The organism is Streptomyces sp. 840.1, from assembly GCF_003751445.1.
Lineage (GTDB): Bacteria > Actinomycetota > Actinomycetes > Streptomycetales > Streptomycetaceae > Streptomyces.
This window is the reverse complement of sequence record NZ_RJUU01000002.1, coordinates 1,084,589-1,103,445: the sequence shown is the minus strand read 5'-3', so window position 1 is coordinate 1,103,445 and position 18,857 is coordinate 1,084,589. Positions and strand designations below refer to the sequence as shown.

18 protein-coding genes are annotated in these 18,857 nt (G+C 72.2%); 10 read left to right on the top strand and 8 right to left on the bottom strand.

All coding sequences use genetic code 11. The features are described 5' to 3' along the window. Positions 1–55: 55 nt before the first annotated feature. Entirely contained in the window at positions 56–787 is a 732-nt protein-coding gene (locus tag EDD93_RS30990) for a DUF4232 domain-containing protein (RefSeq protein WP_123528794.1), read from the bottom strand. A gap of 78 nt (positions 788–865) precedes the next feature. Further along, positions 866–2,422, bottom strand: a complete 1,557-nt coding sequence (locus EDD93_RS30985; RefSeq protein WP_123528793.1) for an aromatic amino acid ammonia-lyase — start codon at positions 2,420–2,422, stop codon at positions 866–868. A 127-nt stretch (positions 2,423–2,549) separates the two neighbouring features. Between EDD93_RS30985 and EDD93_RS30980 the strand changes: the two genes are divergently transcribed. The 5 genes from EDD93_RS30980 to EDD93_RS30960 are packed head-to-tail and all read left to right on the top strand — an operon-like array spanning position 2,550 to position 7,341. Beyond that, the gene (locus EDD93_RS30980) at positions 2,550–3,617 is read left to right on the top strand and encodes an ABC transporter ATP-binding protein (protein WP_123528792.1); all 1,068 of its coding nucleotides are present in this window, start codon (positions 2,550–2,552) and stop codon (positions 3,615–3,617) included. Further along, a complete protein-coding gene (locus EDD93_RS30975; protein ID WP_123528791.1) occupies positions 3,614–4,264 on the top strand; it encodes an ABC transporter permease in 651 nt (216 codons plus the stop codon). The genes EDD93_RS30980 and EDD93_RS30975 overlap by 4 nt, the downstream gene beginning before the upstream one ends. Positions 4,265–4,270: 6 nt before the next feature. Beyond that, positions 4,271–4,942, top strand: a complete 672-nt coding sequence (locus tag EDD93_RS30970; RefSeq protein WP_123528790.1) for an ABC transporter permease — start codon at positions 4,271–4,273, stop codon at positions 4,940–4,942. 11 nt (positions 4,943–4,953) lie between these two features. Continuing rightward, complete coding sequence (locus EDD93_RS30965; protein WP_123528789.1) at positions 4,954–5,883, top strand: ABC transporter substrate-binding protein; 930 nt, start codon at positions 4,954–4,956, stop codon at positions 5,881–5,883. A gap of 54 nt (positions 5,884–5,937) precedes the next feature. Beyond that, positions 5,938–7,341, top strand: coding sequence for a cytosine permease (locus tag EDD93_RS30960; protein ID WP_123528788.1), 1,404 nt, complete (start codon positions 5,938–5,940; stop codon positions 7,339–7,341). A 65-nt stretch (positions 7,342–7,406) separates the two neighbouring features. Here the strand turns inward: EDD93_RS30960 and EDD93_RS30955 are convergent, their stop codons facing one another. The 5 genes from EDD93_RS30955 to EDD93_RS30935 all read right to left on the bottom strand — a co-directional run bounded on the left by EDD93_RS30955 (position 7,407) and on the right by EDD93_RS30935 (position 12,516). Continuing rightward, positions 7,407–8,111, bottom strand: a complete 705-nt coding sequence (locus EDD93_RS30955; protein WP_123529468.1) for a hypothetical protein — start codon at positions 8,109–8,111, stop codon at positions 7,407–7,409. 240 nt (positions 8,112–8,351) lie between these two features. After that, positions 8,352–9,905 (bottom strand): MGH1-like glycoside hydrolase domain-containing protein, encoded by a 1,554-nt coding sequence (locus EDD93_RS30950; protein WP_123528787.1) that lies wholly within the window; start codon positions 9,903–9,905, stop codon positions 8,352–8,354. 139 nt (positions 9,906–10,044) lie between these two features. Further along, the gene (locus tag EDD93_RS30945) at positions 10,045–10,515 is read right to left on the bottom strand and encodes a helix-turn-helix domain-containing protein (protein WP_123528786.1); all 471 of its coding nucleotides are present in this window, start codon (positions 10,513–10,515) and stop codon (positions 10,045–10,047) included. Between the two features lie 97 nt (positions 10,516–10,612). Continuing rightward, positions 10,613–11,653 carry a serine hydrolase gene (locus EDD93_RS30940; RefSeq protein ID WP_123528785.1) on the bottom strand — a complete coding sequence of 347 codons (1,041 nt, stop codon included), beginning with the start codon at positions 11,651–11,653 and terminating at the stop codon, positions 10,613–10,615. Further along, on the bottom strand, positions 11,650–12,516 hold the full coding sequence (locus tag EDD93_RS30935; protein WP_123528784.1) for an IclR family transcriptional regulator: 867 nt from the start codon (positions 12,514–12,516) through the stop codon (positions 11,650–11,652). The genes EDD93_RS30940 and EDD93_RS30935 overlap by 4 nt, the downstream gene beginning before the upstream one ends. 54 nt (positions 12,517–12,570) lie before the next feature. On the opposite strand from EDD93_RS30935, the gene EDD93_RS30930 reads away from it, so the two are divergent. Genes EDD93_RS30930 through EDD93_RS30910 form a run of 5 tightly spaced genes read left to right on the top strand, consistent with a single transcriptional unit; the run spans position 12,571 to position 17,684 of the window. Further along, positions 12,571–14,145 (top strand): ABC transporter substrate-binding protein, encoded by a 1,575-nt coding sequence (locus tag EDD93_RS30930; protein ID WP_185092574.1) that lies wholly within the window; start codon positions 12,571–12,573, stop codon positions 14,143–14,145. Further along, positions 14,145–15,137, top strand: a complete 993-nt coding sequence (locus tag EDD93_RS30925; RefSeq protein WP_123528782.1) for an ABC transporter permease — start codon at positions 14,145–14,147, stop codon at positions 15,135–15,137. The genes EDD93_RS30930 and EDD93_RS30925 overlap by 1 nt, the downstream gene beginning before the upstream one ends. Further along, complete coding sequence (locus tag EDD93_RS30920) at positions 15,134–16,039, top strand: ABC transporter permease (protein ID WP_123528781.1); 906 nt, start codon at positions 15,134–15,136, stop codon at positions 16,037–16,039. Before EDD93_RS30925 ends, EDD93_RS30920 begins: the two co-directional genes overlap by 4 nt. Continuing rightward, complete coding sequence (locus EDD93_RS30915; protein WP_123528780.1) at positions 16,036–16,854, top strand: ABC transporter ATP-binding protein; 819 nt, start codon at positions 16,036–16,038, stop codon at positions 16,852–16,854. Before EDD93_RS30920 ends, EDD93_RS30915 begins: the two co-directional genes overlap by 4 nt. After that, entirely contained in the window at positions 16,851–17,684 is an 834-nt protein-coding gene (locus EDD93_RS30910; RefSeq protein WP_123528779.1) for an ATP-binding cassette domain-containing protein, read from the top strand. Before EDD93_RS30915 ends, EDD93_RS30910 begins: the two co-directional genes overlap by 4 nt. A gap of 200 nt (positions 17,685–17,884) precedes the next feature. On the opposite strand, the gene EDD93_RS30905 is transcribed toward EDD93_RS30910, so the two are convergent. Further along, the gene (locus EDD93_RS30905; protein ID WP_185092573.1) at positions 17,885–18,841 is read right to left on the bottom strand and encodes an ROK family protein; all 957 of its coding nucleotides are present in this window, start codon (positions 18,839–18,841) and stop codon (positions 17,885–17,887) included. Positions 18,842–18,857 lie beyond the last annotated feature (16 nt).

The following is an 18,857-nucleotide window of genomic DNA, read 5'->3' as shown; positions in this document are numbered from 1 at the left end:
CGGTGGCCCCTCGGTCCGGCCGGGGAGACCGGGCCGCCGCGTGACCGCGCCGGGGTCAGCTCTCCACCGCCGTGGTGGTGAAGCGGTCGCCGCAGACCCGGAGGCCGGGGGCCCGCAGGGTGAGCGCCTCCTTGGAGCCGGGCGGGTAGACCCTGAGGTAGTCGGGCGTGCGCCAGCAGCCGGAATCCGCGATCCCCTGGTTCAGGGTGTGCAGCGTGACGTCCGCCGTCCCGCCCGCGCCGATCTTGGTCTGCTGCCCCGAGGCGCCCTCGCGGTCGGCCGGGACGCCGATCACGCTGCCGTCGCGCCTGATCAGCGAGACGCCGGGGAACCCCCGCAGGGCGCACGGGTGGCCGGACTTGTTGGCGAACGTGAGCCGGTAGTGGACCTGTCCCGCGCCCCCGTCGCCGGTGCTCAGACTCATCGACAGGTCCTTGGTCGTGCAGCGCGGGGTTCCCGTCGCTGAGCCCGCGGAGTCCCGGCCGGCCGGGCTCCCGGGGGCGGCCGAGCCCCCCGAGGGGTCCGTGGCCGCCGCAGGCGCGGAGGACGGCCGACCCGAGGAGGGGTTCGCGGCCGGCGCGCCACCACCGGCGGGGCCGCTCCGGGCGGGCTGCCCGGCCGAGGCCGTGGTCCCCCCGCAGCCGGCCGTGGCGAGGGCGATCGTCGCGACCGCGAGCGGGGCGAGCAGCCGGGGCCTGAGCGGCCCGGCCCGCCACGCCCTCCTCCTCTCCCGTGACCGGAGCGACGGCTCGGACGGTGATGGGGTGGTTCGAAGAAGTGAGCCCATACCTCTCGCCTGCTCAATTTCTCGCGGTCTGCACCTGCCGGGGCGGTCCTTCCGGTCACATCTCTGAACAGCCGCCCGTCACCTGCGCCGCACCACACCCTGACCGTCGAAGGCCGTCGCGTCCCGTGCTCCGAGGCCCAGCCACAGCTCGGTGAACCGGTCGAGCAGCCCGGCGGCAGCCGTCACATCGTCCGTCAACGGCCGGTCGGCCAGCTCCGCGTCGAGCACCGCGTCCGCGAGGACGAAGGCCCGGCCGACGGGCAGCTCCGGGTCGAGCCGCATGTCGCGCTGACGCAACGCCCTTACGGCCGCTACGAGTTCGCACCCGACGACCAGGCGGTACGCCTCGCATGCCCGCAGCGTCTGGCGGGCCGCCAGCGAGGCGAAGCTGGCCTGCTCCTCGACCCCGCGCGAGAGCACCGCGTGACCGAGGGACGCGGGTGCGGAGAAGGCGCGCAGGTCGCCGAGTGCCGCTCCGGCCGCGTACTCCAGGATCATCACGCCCGACGCGGCCGGGGCGCCGTCCGCGAGGAAGGGGCGCAGCCGGGTGAAGGCCGGTTCGTTCAGCGTGGACAGGCGCGAGGTCGACAGCCGCGCCACCTGAGTCACGGCCAGTCTGAAGTGATCCAGGGCCAGGGCGAGTTGGGCGATGTAGAAGCCGCCGTGGTGGTAGGCCGCCATATCGTCGGCCGAGATCAGCGGGTTCTCGGCCGCCGCGTTGATCTCGACCGTGAGCACGTCCTCCAGCGCGTCCGCCGCGTCGTGCGCCGGCCCGTGGATCTGGGGCACGCAGCGGAAGCCGTAGGGGTCCTGGATCCGGCCGAGCGGCGGTGTGGGGCGGTCGGGCGCGCCGAGCAGCAGCCGCATCCGTTCCGCGACCGCGTACGAACCGGCGTGCCGCCGTGCCTCGTGCACGGGCAGCGCGTACGCCTCGTACGAGCCGTCGGTCGCCATCAGGGACAGCGCCGCCACCACCTGCGTGGCCGCGATCAGGCCGCGCAGTTCGTGCAGGGCGAGCGCGGACTGGCCGAGGGTGAGCGCGTTGCTGCTGATCAGGGCGAGGGCGTCGTTGTTGTCGAGGGGCTGCGGTTCGGGGGCCGCTCCCGGCCCCTGCCAGGGGTGTTCGCCGGCCAGGGCGAGGCCCATCTGTGCGAGGGCCGCGATGTCGCCGGTGCCGACCGAGCCGAACTCGTTGACCTTCGGGCAGGCGCCCGTCTCCAGTGCCTCGCAGAGCGCCGTGACGACGCTCGGGCGCAGGCCCGCCCCGCCGGCGAGCAGCTGGTTGGCGCGGACCGCGAGCATGGCGCGGACCTGCCGCGCGGGCAGCTCGTCACCGATCGATCCGGCGTGGCTGCGGAGCAGCCGCAGGCCGTGGTCGGCGGCCGCCTCCGTCGGTACGGACTCATTCCGGTTGGCGCCCACGCCGGTGGAGCGGCCGTAGACGCGACCCCATGAGGCAATCTCCCGGGCAGCGTTCCACGAGGTCTCCACACGCTTCATACCATCCACTGCCGGAACGGGTTTTACGGTGGATTCGGCCATGCGTACGACATCTGCGACCATCAGTCCGCGACCGTCGAGGACGACGACCGAGTCACTGTCGCCAGTCACCCCGTCCGCGATATGAGACGACATCACGCGCAATTCCTCCTCAACCGGAAGCTCCGTCTTGCCCTACGGCCACTTGTCACCAGGGATTTACACCTGAACGGCGACTGACTATTGACAATCTATTCAGACACCAAGAACTCTGCATGATGATATGCAGCCGGGCAAGGGACTCCACATGATCCAATTCGATACGGTCAACAAGCGCTTCCCGAACGGCACAACCGCGGTGCACGACCTCACGCTCGAGATGCCGGAAGGGGGCGTGACCGTCCTCGTCGGATCTTCCGGTTGCGGCAAGACGACAACACTCCGCATGATCAACCGGATGGTCGATCCGACCTCCGGGACGATCAGGGTCAACGGCAAGGACGTCCTGGAGCAGGACGCCGCCGAACTGCGCCGCTCCATCGGCTACGTGATCCAGCAGTCCGGGCTCTTCCCCCACCGCACGGTCCTCGACAACATCGCGACCGTGCCGCTGCTGCTCGGCTGGGGCCGCCGCAAGGCGCGGGCGCGGGCGGCGGAACTCCTGGAGACGGTCGGCCTCTCCGCCGACGCCGGCAAGCGCTACCCGCACCAGCTCTCCGGCGGCCAGCAGCAGCGGGTCGGCGTGGCGCGGGCGCTCGCCGCAGACCCGCCGGTGCTCCTGATGGACGAGCCGTTCGGCGCCGTGGACCCCGTGGTGCGCACCCAGCTCCAGGACGAACTTCTGCGTCTTCAGCGGGAGTTGAACAAAACGATCGTCTTCGTCACCCACGACATAGACGAGGCCGTCCGGCTCGGGGACCGGATAGCCGTCTTCCGTACCGGTGGCCACCTCGTCCAGTGCGCCGGCCCCGCCGAACTGCTGGCCCGCCCCTCGGACGCGTTCGTCGCGGACTTCCTGGGCGCGGAGCGCGGCCTGAAGCTGCTGTCCCTGACCGCACTGGCGGAGGTCACCCAGGCGCCCGCCCCCGAGGGCACCCGCTGGCAGCTGACCCTCGACGCCGCCCGCAAGCCGCTGGCCTGGCGCGACACCGAGACCGAGGCGCAGGCCCCGGTCAGGCCGCTGCGCGACACGGACTCGCTCCTCTCGGCACTCAACGAGTCGATCGCCGCACCCAGCGGCCTGGTCGCCCGGGTCGACGCGGAAGGCGTCCTCACGGGGGTGACGTCCCGCGAGGACATCCACGACCACGCCGGGCGCGTCCACAGCGCGGCGAGCACGGTGACCGCGTGAGCGTCGACTGGTCGTGGATATCCGACCACTCCGGCGATCTCACCAGCCTGGCCGTCTCCCACCTCCAGGCCGCCCTCACCGCCGTACTCCTGGGCCTGCTCGTCTCGCTCCCCCTGGCGGTGCTCGCGCACCGGGTGCGCAGACTGCGCGGACTGCTCCTCGGGCTGTCGAACGTCCTGTTCACCATCCCGTCCATCGCCGTCTTCGTGCTCCTCCTGCCGGTCAGCGGGCTCACCCGCACCACCACCGTCACCGGCCTCACGATCTACACCCTGGTCGTGCTCCTGCGGAACACCGTCGAGGGTCTGGACTCCGTGCCCGCCAGGACCAAGGAGGCCGCGAAGGCCATGGGAACCCGGCCGCTGCGCACCCTGCTCACCGTCGAGTTCCCCCTCGCCCTTCCCGTGATCATGGCGGGGGTGCGGATCGCGACGGTGATGGCCATCTCCCTGGTCTCCGTGGCCACGTACATCGGGGACGGCGGGCTCGGGCAGCTCTTCACGGACGGCTTCCAGCGCAACTTCCCCACCCCCGTCATCGTCGGCGTCGTGCTGACCCTGCTCCTCGCACTGGTGGCGGACGCGGTTCTCGTCGCCCTCCAGTACGTCCTGACCCCATGGACCCGCCGGCAGAAGCAGGGGGCCTGAGCGCTCATGTACGAACTCTTCAAGAACCTCGGCGCCTGGCTGGTCAGCAGTGAGCAGTGGACCGGGCCCGACGGTATCGGCCACCGCCTCGCCGAACACCTCCAGTACTCAGTCCTCGCCACCCTGATCGCCGCCGCCATCGCACTGCCGGTCGGCCTGCTCATCGGACACACCGGTCGCGGTGCCTTCCTCGCGATCAACCTCTCCAGCTTCGGACGCGCGCTGCCCACGGTCGGGCTCGTCGTGCTGGTCTTCCTGGCCAGCGGCCTCTCGATGTGGCCGGTCTACATCGCCCTGGTGGCGCTCGCCGTGCCCTCCATCGTCACCAACACCTACGCCGGGATGTCCGCCGTCGACCCCGAGGTCCGGGACGCGGCGCGCGGCCAGGGCATGCGCTGGCACCAGGTCCTTTTTCAGGTCGAACTGCCCCTCGCGCTCCCCCTGATCATGACCGGGCTCAGACTCGCCCTCATCCAGGTCGTCGCGACGGCCACCATCGCCGCGTACGTCTCCTTCGGGGGCCTCGGCCGGTACGTCTTCGACGGGCTCGCCCAGCGCGACCTCGTACAGGTACTCGGCGGAGCCGTGCTCGTGGCCGTCGTCGCCGTCGTCCTGGACCTCGCGCTCTCCGCCCTGCAACGCGCCCTCTTCCGCAACCGCCCCGCCAAGTCGACCTAGGAGCACACACGATGAACCGCAGAAACCTCCTCGGCGGACTCCTCGCCGCCGCTTCCGTCCCCGTGCTCGCCTCCTGCAGCAGCGGCGTCACCTCCCTCGACGGGCAGGGGTCCGGCGGCGGGGGCGGGGGCTCCAGCAAGGACGGCGTCACCATCGGCACCGCCAACTTCACCGAGAACCAGGTCCTCGGCCACCTCTACGCCGCCGCGCTCGAAGCGGCCGGCGTGAAGACCACGGTCCGCCCCAACCTGGGCACCCGCGAGATCCTCATCCCCGCGCTCAAGGGCGGCGACATCGACCTCCTGCCCGAGTACCAGGGCGCCCTGCTGCACTACCTCGACACGAAGTCGAGGGCCGCGGAGGAGGGCGAGATGCAGAACGCCCTCGCCATGGCCCTGCCGGCGGGTCTGCAGGTCCTGCCCTACGGCCGCGCCGAGGACTCCGACGCGTTCGTCGTCACCCGGGAGACCGCCGCCGAGTACGGGCTCAAGTCACTCGCGGACCTCGCCCGGCACAACGGCAAGCTCGTCATCGGCGCGGCGCCCGAGGTGAAGAAGCGCGAGGTCGGCGCGGTGGGCCTCAAGGACGTGTACGGCGTGGAGTTCAAGGAGTTCAAGTCCCTCGACTCCTCGGGGCCGCTGGTCAAGGGCGCTCTGAAGAAGGGGGACGTGGACGTCGCGAACCTCTTCACCACCGACACCGACATCGCCGCCGAGCACTGGGTCGTGCTCACCGACCCCAAGAACCTGGTCCCGGGCCAGCACATCGTCCCGCTCATCGCCGACCGCAAGGCCGACTCGACGGTCCGCAAGGCGCTCGCCCGCCTCGGCAACGCGCTGACGACCGAGGACCTCACCGAGCTGAACCGCCTGGTGGACAAGGACAAGAAGGACCCCGAGGACGTCGCGGGCGACTGGGCGGCACGGCACGGCATCAAGTAGCGCCCGCGGTACCGCACGGCAGGACATACCAACGAGAGGCCGGGTAACCGAGTCATGGCAGCTGAAGACCTGGTGGAGCGCCGCTCCATCGACGTCGTCCCGGACGGCGAACGGCACGGCAGAGCGTTCAGTCAGTTCACCCTCTGGCTCGGCGCGAACCTGCAGATCACCGCGGTCGTCACCGGCGCGCTCGCCGTCGTCTTCGGCGGCGACGTGGTGTGGTCGGCCGTCGGCCTCCTGCTGGGCAATCTGCTCGGCGGCGCCGTCATGGCCCTGCACTCCGCACAGGGGCCGAAGCTCGGCCTGCCCCAGATGATCCAGTCCCGCGCCCAGTTCGGGGTGCGCGGCGCGGTCGTTCCCCTCCTCCTGGTCGTCCTGATGTACGTGGGCTTCTTCGCGTCCGGCAGCGTCCTCGCCGGACAGGCCACCGCGCAGCTCACGCACACCGACGACACCACGGGCATCATCGTCTTCGCGGTGATCACGGCGGTGGTGGCGGCGGTCGGCTACCGCGTGATCCACGTCCTGGGGCGGGTGGCGAGCGTGGTCTGCGCGCTGGCCTTCATCTACCTGGGCATCCGGCTCCTGGACCGGGTGGACCTGTCGGCGCTGCTCGGGGACGCGCACTTCGGTCTGCCGATGTTCCTGCTCGCGGTGTCGCTCTCGGCGTCCTGGCAGCTCGCCTTCGGGCCGTACGTCGCGGACTACTCGCGCTATCTGCCTCGTGCGACGTCCGGCCGGGCCACGTTCTGGTGGACGCTGTCGGGATCGGCCATCGGCTCGCAGTGGTCGATGACGTTCGGGGTGCTCGTGGCGGCGAGCGCGGGGGACGCGTTCCTCTCCGACCAGGTCGGATACGTCGTCGGCCTGGGCGGTGCGGGGCTGATCGCGTCGTTCCTCTACTTCGTGATCGCGTTCGGCAAGCTGACCATCAACGTGCTCAACACCTACGGCGGCTTCATGTCGATGGTGACCGGCATCAGCGGATTCCGCGGCCAGAAGACGCTGTCGCCGCGCGGCAGGGCCGCGTACATCGCGGTGATCATGGTGGCGGGGACGGTCGTGGCGCTCCTGGGCAAGGACAGCTTCCTGACGTCCTTCAAGGACTTCCTGCTGTTCCTGCTGACGTTCTTCACGCCCTGGTCCGCGATCAACCTGGTCGACTACTACCTGATCTCGCGGGAGCGGTACGACATCCCGGCGCTTTCCGACCCCGGGGGCCGCTACGGCGCCTGGCGCTGGGACGCGCTCACGGTCTACGGGGTGGGTGTGCTCGCGCAGCTCCCGTTCCTCGCGACGAACTTCTACACGGGGCCGCTGGTGGATCCGCTGGGCGGCGCGGACATCTCCTGGATCGTGGGCCTGGTGATCCCCGCCGCCGTGTACTGGCTGCTGGCCCGCCGCGACACGTCGCACGTTCCGGAGGAGACGCGGTACACCCTGGCGCCTCCCCGGTAGCCGCAGGAGCCCCGGCGGACGCCGCGGTGCGCGGGCGGCGTCCGTCAGGGCCGGGTACGGCTCCGTCAGGCGATGACGGGAACGGCCTCGGCGCTGTCGGTGGCCCAGTTGGTGACGATGGGCTTGTCGACGTGGGCGGTGTCGGGGAGCTTCAGTTCGGCGGGGTTGGCGTCGTCGTCGGTGGTCGAGATGATGACGCTGTCGAACTCCTTGCCGTCATTGCTGTTGGTGGTCATGGGGTTGATTCCGGTGTACGCGACGCTGGAGCCGCTGAGCTTGATGGGGTCCTCGCCACCCTGCCCGACCGGGGACGCGGCACCGTCGGCGCCGGACCCGAAGGACACGCTGGGGGTGTTGGGGTCCAGGTAGCAGGTGATGCCGGACTTGGCCTTGGCGGCGACCAGGTAGTAGCCGCCCGCCTGCGACTCCGAGGTGATCGTGAAGTCCAGGTCGTTGGTGCCGCAGGACTGCCCGTAGCCGCTCTTGTCGCCGGAGCCGGAGCCGGTGTCGCCGCCGGAGGAGGCCTTGTCCCCGGAACCGGTCTCGTCGCCCGAGCCGCTGGAGGAGGCGTCGCCCGTGGAGGAGCCGCCGGAGGACGCGGTGTCACCGGAGGAGCTGCCGCTGTCGGATGCGGCGGCGGACGGGGCCGCGGAGCTGCCGGTGTCCGTGGTGTCTTCGGGCCCGCAGGCGGTGGCGGTGACGGCGAGGGCCGTCACGGCCGCGGCGGACAGGACGAGACGGGCGGAACGGGCGGCGAGACGCGAACGCATCATGAACTCCAGCGGCTTTCGGTTGCGGTGATTTCCTGCTGGCACCGACACTAGGGCCGAGTCGATCTTGAAATGGTCCTGTACATGTCCAGGTTCTGTCCCAACGCCGGCGGGCTCCGCGCACTCCACGGCGGCCTGCTCATGACGGGGTGCTGCCCCCTCCCCCGGGGGAGCACGCCACCACGGGAGGACGTCCGGACCGGCGGGAGCCGTCGGGGCCCGCCGGTCCGCCCCCGGCGGTCAGCGCAGTTCGATACGTACCCGGTGCCGCCCCCGCAGCCCGGCCGGGACCGCGCTGCGGTGGTGCCCGTCGACGGTCGACGAGGCCACCCGGCGGCCCGAGCCGGTGAGGGTGATATCCAGCGTCATGTCACGGTAGGGCACGTCGTGCAGGGTCACCGGACCCCATCCGTGCGGCAGGTTCGGGGTGAACCGGATCCCGTCCCGCTCGTGCCGGATACCGAAGACGCCCTGGTGGATGAGGCGCAGGTAGCCCGTGGCCGACCAGGTCTGGTCCGGCTCGGAACCCCACTGCCGGGCGTTCTGCCAGCCGCCGTCCACCGCGCCCGTGATCGCGTTGTGGATCTCCCAGAAGTGGCCGTCCCGGTGTTCGAGGGAGGCGACGTCGGTGACCGCGCGGGCCAGCAGGTCCGTCCGGCCGCCCGCCGCCGCCGCGTGCCCCCACATCCCGACCGTCATCGGCCACACGATCGCGTTGTGGCGGCCGGGGTGCGCATCGTCGAAACGGTCGAAGTGCGGCCACACGTTGACCACGCCGTGCGGGGAGTGATGGGTCCGGTCCAGGACCGTACGCGCCTGGCTCCGGGAGGCCACCCCGCACAGCACGGCGAACGCGAGGCCGTTGGCCTCCTGGTACGTCTCCAGCCGGCCCGCCCGGTCGCCCGCGCCGTGGATGAAGTAGCCGTAGGTGCCCGCGCCGGGCCGCCAGAGGTGGGCGTTGATCGCCGTGCGCAGCCGGGCGGCGGCCAGCCGGAACTCCCTTGCGGTGCGCGGGTCGCCGGTCTCCTGTGCCATCTCGGCGGTGGCGAGGTACCCGGCGTGGAAGAGGCAGTTGGTGGACAGGCACATCATCCTGTCCGTGCCCGGGTGGTCGAGGACGAACGAGGAGGGGTTGTCGGGATCGGCGGGCGGGGCGGGGTAGCCGGCGATCCCGTCCTGGAGGAACGCGGGTCCCTCGAAGAGGCCGTAGCTCTCGTTGAAGTGCTGATCGCGGTCGGCCCGGAGGGTGTTGACGGCGGCCTGGCAGGCGTCGGTGAGGAACTCGCGGTCCCCGGTGACCAGATAGTGGTGCCGGGCGGCGACCGCCCACACGATCTGGTCCCACCACTGGTTGTCCTGCTGCACGATCAGCGTGCCGTCGTCCTGCCGCCGGCACACCGCCCACAGGGTGTTGCGCGCTACGTCCGGTGTCAGGAGGCTGGCGGCGTTCCAGGAGTTGACCGACGCGTCGCGGGTCCACGGCTGCTCGTATCCGCCGCCCGCCCGGATGAACGTTCCGGGCGAGTCCGTCATCAGGCCGGTCTGGTTGTACTCGGCCGGGTCGTACGGGACGGTGTTGATGTCCAGCAGGTTGTGGCACGCGGACCGGTAGGCGGCGCCGAGCAGTTGGTCCTGCCCGCCGCCGAACTCGATGCCGGGGGGCCCGGCCGCCGCCCGCGTGGCCGCGTGGCCGGGTGACGCGTTGGCCACCCCGGCCGCCGCCAGACCGAGTACGGCGCCTGCCCGGAGCAGCCGCCGCCGCGGCAGTCCGCCCTGGTGCTCCTGCGGTTGCATGAGGTCTCCCGCCTTGGACAACGTTGTCAGGGGTGTTCGGGAAGGGATACTCGCCCACTGCAGAAAGCGCTGTCAATGAGGCGCGGGAAGGCTGTTACTCAACGCCGGACCCCGGACGGCCGCCGTCTCCCGCCCCGGTTCACGACCGCAGGCGGCCCGCCGCCTCGGGGGTGAGGTGGCGGGCGAGCACGTCGAGGGCATCCGCGACCTCGCGCAGCCGCCCGGGGTCGTCCGTGCCGAGTGCGGTGGCCAGCGCGTCGTCGATCCGGGACGCCCGCACCTCGGAGACCCGCCCGGACACCTGGGGCGCCCGGCGGATCAACTGCCTTCTGCCGTCGGCCGGGTCGGGCGCGGTCACGATGAAACCCGCGTCCTTCAGCCGGGCCACGGCGCCCGACACCTGACTCTGGGGCAGGCCCGTGCGCACCGCGATCGCGCTGACCGAGGTGTCCGGGTGGCCGAGGAGGTCACTCAGTACGACGAGGGCCGCACGGGTGCCGACGCGGTGAGTGTCGGCACCCGGAGGCAGATCGGGGAGGGCCTCCTCGCCGATCTTCATGAGGGTCCGCCCGAGGAGGAACAGCTGGACCGGGGTCGTCGAGGAACTCATGAGCCGCACACTACGCCGGGTCCATCAATGACGATACATCTGCATCGATGCGTCGACTGCGGGCTCGCCCGGCCCGCGGAAACCCGCCGGACCGAGGTCATCGGCCGGCCGGGACGTCGTGGAACTCCCTTCGCAGGGGGGCGAATCCGCGTTCGGCCCGGTGCGGGTGGACGCGGTTGGCCAGCAGGATCGCGTAGCGGCCCGCCTCCGGGTCGATCCACAGGCTGGTGCCGGTGAAACCGGTGTGACCGTACGAGGCCGGGCCGAAGGTGTCACCCACGGGCGAGGTGTGCGGGTCGGTTCCCTGCCAGGCCAGGGACCGTCGCAGGTTCAGGTGGTCGGTGCGGGGCGCGGTCATCAGCGCGAGGGTGTCCGGTGCGAGCAGCGGCGGGCCGCCGCCGAGGAGGGCGCGCGCGAGCCCTTCCATGTCGGTGAGGGTGGCGAAGAGGCCGGCGTGGCCCGCGACGCCGCCGAGCACGACGGCGTTCTCGTCGTGCACCTCACCGGTCACGGTCCGGCCGCGCCAGGGGCAGTCCTCGGTGGCCACCGCACGGGCCCGCCGTTCTGTCCCCGGCCTGAAGCAGAGGTCGGGGAGCCCGGCGGGGGTGCTGACGAGGTCGGCCAGCAGGGCGTCCAGGCTCCGGTTCGCGGCCTGTTCGGCGATCAGGCCGAGCAGGATGAACCCCTGGGAGGAGTAGGCGACATGGGTGCCCGGTTCGGTGCCGCGCTCCAGGACGCCGAGCGCGGTGAGCAGCGATTCGCGGGTGGGGTGCTCGCGGTAGAGGGGGACGCCGCCGGGCAGGCCCGAGGTGTGGTCGAGGAGTTGGGCGACGGTGCGGGCGGCGTGCGGGCTGTCCCGGTAGCGGTCCAGGTGATGGCCGACCGAGTCGTCGAGGCCGAGTACGCCCCGCTCGACGAGGGCCATGACGACGAGGCCCACGATCGGCTTGGTCACCGATGCGAGGTCCCACAGGTCGGTGCCGTCCAGGGGTGTGCCGCCGTGGGCGCGGGTTCCGGTCCAGCCCCGGTCGTAGGGGCCGTTCGCGTCACCCAGGGACCAGGCCGCGCCCGAGTACAGGCCGCGCCCCCGCCCCTGTTCGAGGATGCGCCGCCGCGCCGCGGCGTGGTGGGTGGTCATCGTGTCCGCCCCACTCCCTGGCCCGGGTCGGCCACGAGGCCGAGCCGGGCGCCCGGCTGTGCGGCCAGGCTCGCGGAGACCGCGGCGGCGGCGGAGCGCACCATCGGCCCGTACAGGCGCGCGGCCGCGTCGTCGAGGGTGAAGGCGAGTCCGGTGAGGACGAGTACGCCCACCGGGTGGCCCGTGGCGTCGCGCACCGGCGCGGCGAGTGCGCGGCGGTCCCGCCGGGCGTCGGCGCTGTCGGTGGCGTAGCCGTCGCGGGCGGCGGCGGTCAGCGCGGCGCGTGTCGCCCCGTCGGCGGGGACGCCGTCCGGGCCGGTCAGCAGGTCTTCGGCGTCCCGGGCGGGCAGGGCCGCCAGCAGGGCCAGCCCCGCGGCGCCCGCGGTGACGGCCTCTCGGGTGCCGGGGCGCAGGTCGACGGCGGGTCCCTGGGCGGGTGCGTGCACGCGGAGGTGGACCAGGGTCCGGTCGTCGCGCACGGCGTAGGAGGCGCACAGGCCGGTGCGGATGCGCAGTTCCTCCAGTACGGGGGCGGCCTGGCGGGTGGCGGCGTCGTCGGCCAGCACGCCCGCGGCGAGCCCGAGGAGGCGGGGCCCCGGCCGGTAGCTGCCGCCCTCGGCCGGTTCGGCGTAACCGTTGGCCGCGAGAGCGCGCAGCAGGCGGTGCACGGTGGGTTTGGCGAGGCCCGTGTGGCGGGCGAGGTCCGCGAGGCGGTGTGGCGCTCCGTTTTCCGCGAGGGCGGAGAGCACTTCCATGGCCTTGTCCACCGGGCCTGGCGCGGGTGGAAGGGCTGTCACGGCCGCCTCACCGAGAGCGGTGGCGGACGTCTGCTGCTGCGAACGACTGTTGACCGGTTTCCCCATGGGGATTACCTTACCCGCACTGCATTCCATTCACCGGAACGGGTGTGTTGTTCAATGGAACGAATACGTGGAGGGCAAAGCGGCCCCCGCGCCGGCTGGTCCCGCCGCTCGGTGCTGCGTACGAGCGCTCTGGCCGCGCCCGCCCTGACCGTCCCCGCGCTGCTCAGCGGATGCGGGGCGCCGCCCGCGGACGCCGCCGGCAACGTCCTGCGGGTCTCCCAGACCGGGGACCCCAAGACGATGGACCCGCACAAGCAGGGCGACATGACGTCGATGAACGCCCTGATCAACATCTTCGACACGCTCACCACCCTGGGCCGCGACAACACCCTGCTGCCGAGGCTCGCGCTCTCCTGGAAGGCCGTCGAACCGACGGTCTGGCGGTTCGAGCTGCGGCGCGGCGTCACGTTCCACAACGGCGAGCCGTTCGACGCGCAGGCCGTCCGGTTCAGCATCAAGCGGCTGCTCGACCCCGCGACCAAGTCACCGATCGTGGAACTGCGTTACGTCGAGGACGTCAGCGTCGTCGACCGGTACACGGTGGACCTGCACACCTCGGTGCACGACCCGATCCTGCCCGCGAAGCTGTCCCTGTTCGGCGGTGTCGTGGTGCCCCCGCACTACCTGGACAAGGTCGGGGACGAGGGCTTCGCCGCACACCCCGTGGGCAGCGGCCCCTTCGCGTTCAGGAGCTGGCAGCGCGACCACGAACTGCGGCTGCGCGCCTACGCGGACCACTGGCAGGGCCGCCCGCACGTCGACGAACTCGTCTTCGTACCCGCCCCCAACTCCTCGTCCGCGCTGGCCGCCCTGCAGAGCGGCGGCGTGGACATCGTGGCCGGCATGACCCCGGACGCCGCACAGCAGCTGGCCGGCTACCCGGGTGTGACGATCGGCCACCACACCGGCGTCCGCACCTCGTACCTGTCGCTCGACACCCTGTCCGCCGGGCCGCTGCGCGACCGCCGGGTCCGTCAGGCGATCAACCACGCCGTCGACGTACCACTGCTCATCAAGGCGGTGCTCGGCGGCAACGCCACCGAGGTTCCGGCGATGATCCCGCGCGGGGCGTTCGGCTTCGACGAGGCCGTGAAGCCCTACGTCCGCTCCGCCGCCAAGGCGCGCGCGCTGCTCGCGGAGGCCGGACACCCGGACGGCATCAGCACCTCGCTCACCGCCTCCAACATCGACGCGAACGTCGCCGAGGCCATCTCGGGGCTGCTCGCCCAGGCCGGGGTGCACGCCAAGGTGAATCTGCTCGACCCGGGCACCTACGCGCAGCGTCTGACCTCCGACAACCACGGCGCGCTGGGCCCGATGTACCTGGCCGCCTCGACCGTGTGGACGCTGGACGGCGAGAGCATGCTCCAGTCCAACGTGCGCAGCGACCGGCGCCAGAGCCGCTGGCACGACAGGCGTGCCGACAAGCTCGTGGACGCCGAGGAACTGTCCGTGGATCCCGCCGTGCGGCGCCGCGCCTTCTCCGGTCTCCAGCAACTGATCAAGGACGAGGCGCCGTTCGTGTCCCTGTACCAGATCGACAACATCTACGTGCAGAACACCCGGCCGAGCTGGACGCCCGGCGCCGCCGGAATCCTCGACATGGCGAGCGCGAAGGTGGCCGTGTGATGAGCGAGTCCCTGACCCTGCCCGCCGGGTCCGCCGGTACGGCCGAAGCACCGGGCCGGCGCCTCGTCGCCGTACTGCGCCCGGCCGCCGCCCGCCTGGGGACCGCGGTCCTGGTGCTGCTGTGCACCGCGACCGTCGTCTTCTTCCTGGTGCGGCTGTCCGGCGACCCGGTGAAGGTGATGCTGCCGCCGGACGCCACCGCCCAGCAGGAGAACGTGCTGCGGCACAGCCTGGGCCTGGACAAGTCACTGTTCAGTCAGTACCTCGACTATCTGTGGGGCCTGCCGCGCTTCGACTTCGGCGACTCCCTCTTCTACAACCAGCCGGTGCGCCAGGTGCTGGCCGACCGCATCCCGGCCACCCTGCTGCTCGCGGCCGGCGCCTTCGTGGTGACGCTGCTGATCGCGCTGCCCGCCGGGACGATCGCGGCGATGCGCCGGGGCAAGCCGGCCGACCGCGGCGTCATCACGGCCGTCCTCGTCGGCCAGTCCACGCCGCCGTTCTGGATCGGCATCCTGCTGATCCTGGTGTTCGCCGTCGGCCTGCACGCGCTGCCCGCCTCCGGGTACGGCACGTTCGCTCACCTGGTCCTGCCGTCGGTCACGCTCTCCGTCTACTCGGTCGCCGTCGTCGCGCGGCTGCTGCGTTCGTCCCTGATCGACGTGCTCGGCTCCGACCACATCCGCACCGCCCGCGCCCGCGGCCTGGGCCCGGTGCGCACCGTGCTGCGGCACGGTATGCGCAACGCGTCGCTGCCCGTGGTGACCGTCGTCGGCCTGGAGGTCGGCAGCCTGCTCGGCGGCGCCATCCTCACCGAACAGGTCTTCTCCTGGCCCGGCGTCGGCCAGCTGACCGTGCAGGCCATCGCCAACCGCGACTTCCCCCTGGTCCAGGGCACGGTGCTGCTCTTCGCCGCCACGTTCGTCGTGGTCAACCTGCTCGTGGACCTGTCCTACGGCCTCCTCGACCCGAGGGTGAGGAACTCCCGATGACCACGACCGCCCCCGCACCCACCGCCGCCGTCGCCCCGGCCGCCGCGAAGCAGCCGTCCGTATGGCGCTCCCTGCTGCGCAACCGCCTCGCCGCGGTCGCGCTCGTCCTCCTCGCACTGATCGTCGTGTGCGCGCTGTGCGCACCGCTGATCGCGCCCGCCGACCCGAACGCGCAGAACCTGCTCGCCCGCCTCCAGCCGCCCGTATGGAAGTCCGGCGGCAGCGGCGCCCATCTGCTCGGCACCGACCAGCTCGGCCGTGACCTGCTCTCCCGCATCGTGTACGGGACCCGCGTCTCGCTCCTCGTCGGCGCCGGCGCGGCCCTGCTCGCGGGCGTCATCGGCACCGCCGCGGGCCTCGCCACCGGCTACCTCGGCGGCTGGACCGACCGTGTCGTGATGCGCGTCGCCGACGTCCAGCTCGCCTTCCCCGCGATCCTGCTGGCGCTCGCCGTCGTCGGTTTCGTCGGCTCGGGACTGGGCTACGTGATCGTCGTCCTCGGTATCACCGGCTGGGTCTCCTACGCCCGCGTGGTGCGCTCCGAGGTCCTGTCGCTGCGCACCCGCGACTTCATCACCGAGGCGCGGGCCATCGGCGTCAACGACCTGACGATCATGCGGCGGCACCTGCTGCCCAACGTCATGGCGCCGCTCGCCACCATCGGCACCCTGCACATCGCGGCCGCGATCGTCGCGGAGGCCTCGCTCAGCTATCTGGGCCTGGGCGTGCCGAAGGAGACGGTGACCTGGGGCGGCATGCTCGCCGACGGACAGCTGTACCTCGGCACGTCCTGGTGGATCGCCGTGTTCCCGGGCGTCGCCCTGATGCTCACCTCCCTGGCCATCAACATCCTGGGCGACGCGCTGCGCGACGTCGCGGACCCGAAGGCGTACCGCCGATGACCCACTCCCCCGACACCGCGCCCGTCCTCGAATTCCGGGACCTGCGCGTCGACTTCGAACTCGCCGCCTCCACCGTGCACGCGGTGCGCGGTGTCAGCCTGTCCGTCGCCGCCGGTGAGACCCTCGCCGTCGTCGGTGAGTCCGGCAGCGGAAAGTCGGCCACCGCACTGTCCGCGATGCGCCTCAACCCCGAGCCGCCGTGCGTGTACGCGGGCGGCCGGGTGCTCCTCGACGGAGTGGACGTACTGGCCCTGCGCGAGCGGGAGTTGCGCAAGGTGCGCGGCGCCGGGATCTCCATGGTGTTCCAGGACCCGATGACCAGCCTCGACCCGCTGCAAAGGGTCGGTGCGCAGGTCGCCGAGGCGCTGCGGCTGCACGGCGGCCACAGCCGCGCCGAGGCACGGCTGGCGGCGCTCACCGCGCTCGACGAGGTCGGCATCCCCGACCCGGAGCACCGCTACCGGCAGTACCCGCACGAACTGTCCGGCGGGCTGCGCCAGCGCGTCATGATCGCCTCCGCGCTCGTGGCCCGGCCGCGCGTACTGATCGCGGACGAGCCGACGACGGCGCTCGACGTGACCGTGCAGCGGCAGATCCTCGAACTCCTCGTGACGCTGCAGCGCCGGCACGGCATGGCCGTCCTGCTCATCACCCACGACCTCGGGGTGGTCGCGGAGACCGCCGACCGCGTCGCCGTCATGCGGCACGGCGAGGTCGTCGAGACCGGGGACGTGGAGCAGGTCTTCGCCCGTCCCGCCGCGCAGTACACCCGCGACCTGCTGGCCGCCACTCCCCGACTGGAGCCCGCCCCATGACCACCAGCGACCTTCTGGAAATCAGCGGACTGCGCAAGGAGTTCCCCGGCCGGCCGCCGAGCGTCGCCGTCGACGACGTCTCCCTCACGGTCCGCGAGGGCGAGACGTTCGCCCTGGTCGGGGAGTCCGGCTGCGGCAAGACGACGCTGACCCGGCTCCTGCTGCGCCTCCTGGAGCCCACGGCGGGCAGTGTGCGCTTCGACGGTACGGAGCTGCTGTCGCTGACCGGTGCCGAACTGCGCCCGCTGCGAAGGCAGATGCAGGTCGTCCTGCAGGACCCGTACTCCAGCATGAATCCGCGGATGCGCATCGCGGACATCGTCGGGGAGCCGCTCGTCACGCACGAGGAGTGGGCGCGCGGGCGGCGCGGCCGGGCGGCGGTACGCGAGCGGGCGGGTGAGCTGCTGGACGCCGTGGGCCTGGACGCGAACATCCTGGACCGCTATCCGCACGAGTTCTCCGGCGGGCAGCGCCAGCGCATCTCGATCGCACGCGCCCTCGCCCTGGAGCCGCGCCTGGTCGTCCTGGACGAGCCGACGAGCGCACTCGACGTGTCCGTGCAGGCACGGGTCCTGGACCTGCTCGCGGAGCTCCAGCAACGCCTGGGGCTCACGTACTTCTTCATCTCGCACAACCTGGCCGTCGTCGGGCAGATCGCGGACCGGGTCGCCGTGATGCGCCGGGGCCGCATCGTGGAGAGCGGCGCCGCCCGGCAGGTCTTCACCGACCCGCAGGACGCGTACACCCGGCGCCTCCTGGACGCGGTGCCGGTCCCCGACCCGTCGCGGGGCCGCCGCGTCCGGGCGGCGGTACAGGACGAGGCGGCATGAGCCCGCGACCGCCTGTCCGGACCCCAGGCCGTGTCCGTAAAGTCCCGTCGTACACCCGGAGGGCGTGGTCCGCGGCGTCCGGTGCGTGCAATCGCGAGGCGGAGGATCGCCCTCGTACCGGGTGTACGAGGGCGAGTCCGACAACGCGGCGAGTGCGCGTGCCAGGCGTCGCGGACCAGGCGAGACCTTGCGGACACGGCCTAGCGCCCGGACAGGACCAGACCCGCCGCACCGAGCAGCGCGCCGGTGTCGGCGGGCTCGCCGAGCACCACGGTGGGGGCCTCCCCGCCGCCGAGCCCGTCGGCGCGCAGCAGGTTCTCGATCAGCTCCCGGAACGGCTCACCGCCCTCGAGGGCCTCGCCGTGCAGGACGAACAGGCCGCAGGCGAAAAGCTGCTGGACGGTGGCGAGGCCGAGCACCAGGTTCTCCGCGTACCGCACGACGAGGTCGCGGGCCGCGGGGTCGGCCGAGGCGAGCAGCGTGCCCGGCGAGACGGCTCGCGGGTCCATGCCGAGTTCCGCGACGCGCTCGCGCAGCCAGCGGGTCGTCGCCACGGTCTTCCAGCAGCCGCGCCGGCCGCAGGTGCAGACGTCGCCACTGGCGGTGACCGTCATGTGGGCGCCGCTGCGGCCGCCGACCGGGGCGAGCACCTGACCGTCGTAGAGGATGCCGACGCCGAGCACCTCACCGGTCGCGACGGACGCGAAGGAGCGCCGCCCGCGACCCGCGCCGAACCAGCGGTCCCCGAGGACCTGGACGCGGGCGCGGTGCTCGACCCGGACCGGCGCACCGGTCAGCTCCGTCAGCCGGTCCGCGACCGGGTAGCCGCGCAGCGCGGGCGCGTCGTTGACCTCGACGATCCGGCCGGCCACCGGGTCGACCACCCCGGCAGCGGCCACACCGACGCCCAGCGGGGTCAGGCCGGCGAACACTCCGGCCGCCTCCCGCAGCGCCGCGTCGACCACGCGCGGGTCGCCGCTGCCCGCGTCGAAGCGGGCCTGCGCGCGTTCCCGTACGACCCCGGTGCGCTCCAGCAGCGCGGACCGCACCAGGCCGGGCAGCACCTCCACGGCGCCCAGCACACCGATGTCCCGCCCGGCCGGCTCGTCCGGCTGCGGATCGGGTACCAACCGCAAAGGAATACGTTCATGCGCCATGCGCCGACTCTGTCAT

Coding starts and splice junctions, on each gene's coding strand:
- EDD93_RS30940 (WP_123528785.1), bottom strand. CDS start 11,653: ATGACCACCCACCACGCCGCGGCGCGGCGGCGCATCCTCGAACAGGGG.
- EDD93_RS30915 (WP_123528780.1), top strand. CDS start 16,036: ATGACCCACTCCCCCGACACCGCGCCCGTCCTCGAATTCCGGGACCTG.
- EDD93_RS30930 (WP_185092574.1), top strand. CDS start 12,571: ATGGAACGAATACGTGGAGGGCAAAGCGGCCCCCGCGCCGGCTGGTCC.
- EDD93_RS30945 (WP_123528786.1), bottom strand. CDS start 10,515: ATGAGTTCCTCGACGACCCCGGTCCAGCTGTTCCTCCTCGGGCGGACC.
- EDD93_RS30955 (WP_123529468.1), bottom strand. CDS start 8,111: ATGCGTTCGCGTCTCGCCGCCCGTTCCGCCCGTCTCGTCCTGTCCGCC.
- EDD93_RS30970 (WP_123528790.1), top strand. CDS start 4,271: ATGTACGAACTCTTCAAGAACCTCGGCGCCTGGCTGGTCAGCAGTGAG.
- EDD93_RS30960 (WP_123528788.1), top strand. CDS start 5,938: ATGGCAGCTGAAGACCTGGTGGAGCGCCGCTCCATCGACGTCGTCCCG.
- EDD93_RS30985 (WP_123528793.1), bottom strand. CDS start 2,422: ATGTCGTCTCATATCGCGGACGGGGTGACTGGCGACAGTGACTCGGTC.
- EDD93_RS30935 (WP_123528784.1), bottom strand. CDS start 12,516: ATGGGGAAACCGGTCAACAGTCGTTCGCAGCAGCAGACGTCCGCCACC.
- EDD93_RS30950 (WP_123528787.1), bottom strand. CDS start 9,905: ATGCAACCGCAGGAGCACCAGGGCGGACTGCCGCGGCGGCGGCTGCTC.
- EDD93_RS30910 (WP_123528779.1), top strand. CDS start 16,851: ATGACCACCAGCGACCTTCTGGAAATCAGCGGACTGCGCAAGGAGTTC.
- EDD93_RS30965 (WP_123528789.1), top strand. CDS start 4,954: ATGAACCGCAGAAACCTCCTCGGCGGACTCCTCGCCGCCGCTTCCGTC.
- EDD93_RS30925 (WP_123528782.1), top strand. CDS start 14,145: ATGAGCGAGTCCCTGACCCTGCCCGCCGGGTCCGCCGGTACGGCCGAA.
- EDD93_RS30980 (WP_123528792.1), top strand. CDS start 2,550: ATGCAGCCGGGCAAGGGACTCCACATGATCCAATTCGATACGGTCAAC.
- EDD93_RS30905 (WP_185092573.1), bottom strand. CDS start 18,841: ATGGCGCATGAACGTATTCCTTTGCGGTTGGTACCCGATCCGCAGCCG.
- EDD93_RS30990 (WP_123528794.1), bottom strand. CDS start 787: ATGGGCTCACTTCTTCGAACCACCCCATCACCGTCCGAGCCGTCGCTC.
- EDD93_RS30920 (WP_123528781.1), top strand. CDS start 15,134: ATGACCACGACCGCCCCCGCACCCACCGCCGCCGTCGCCCCGGCCGCC.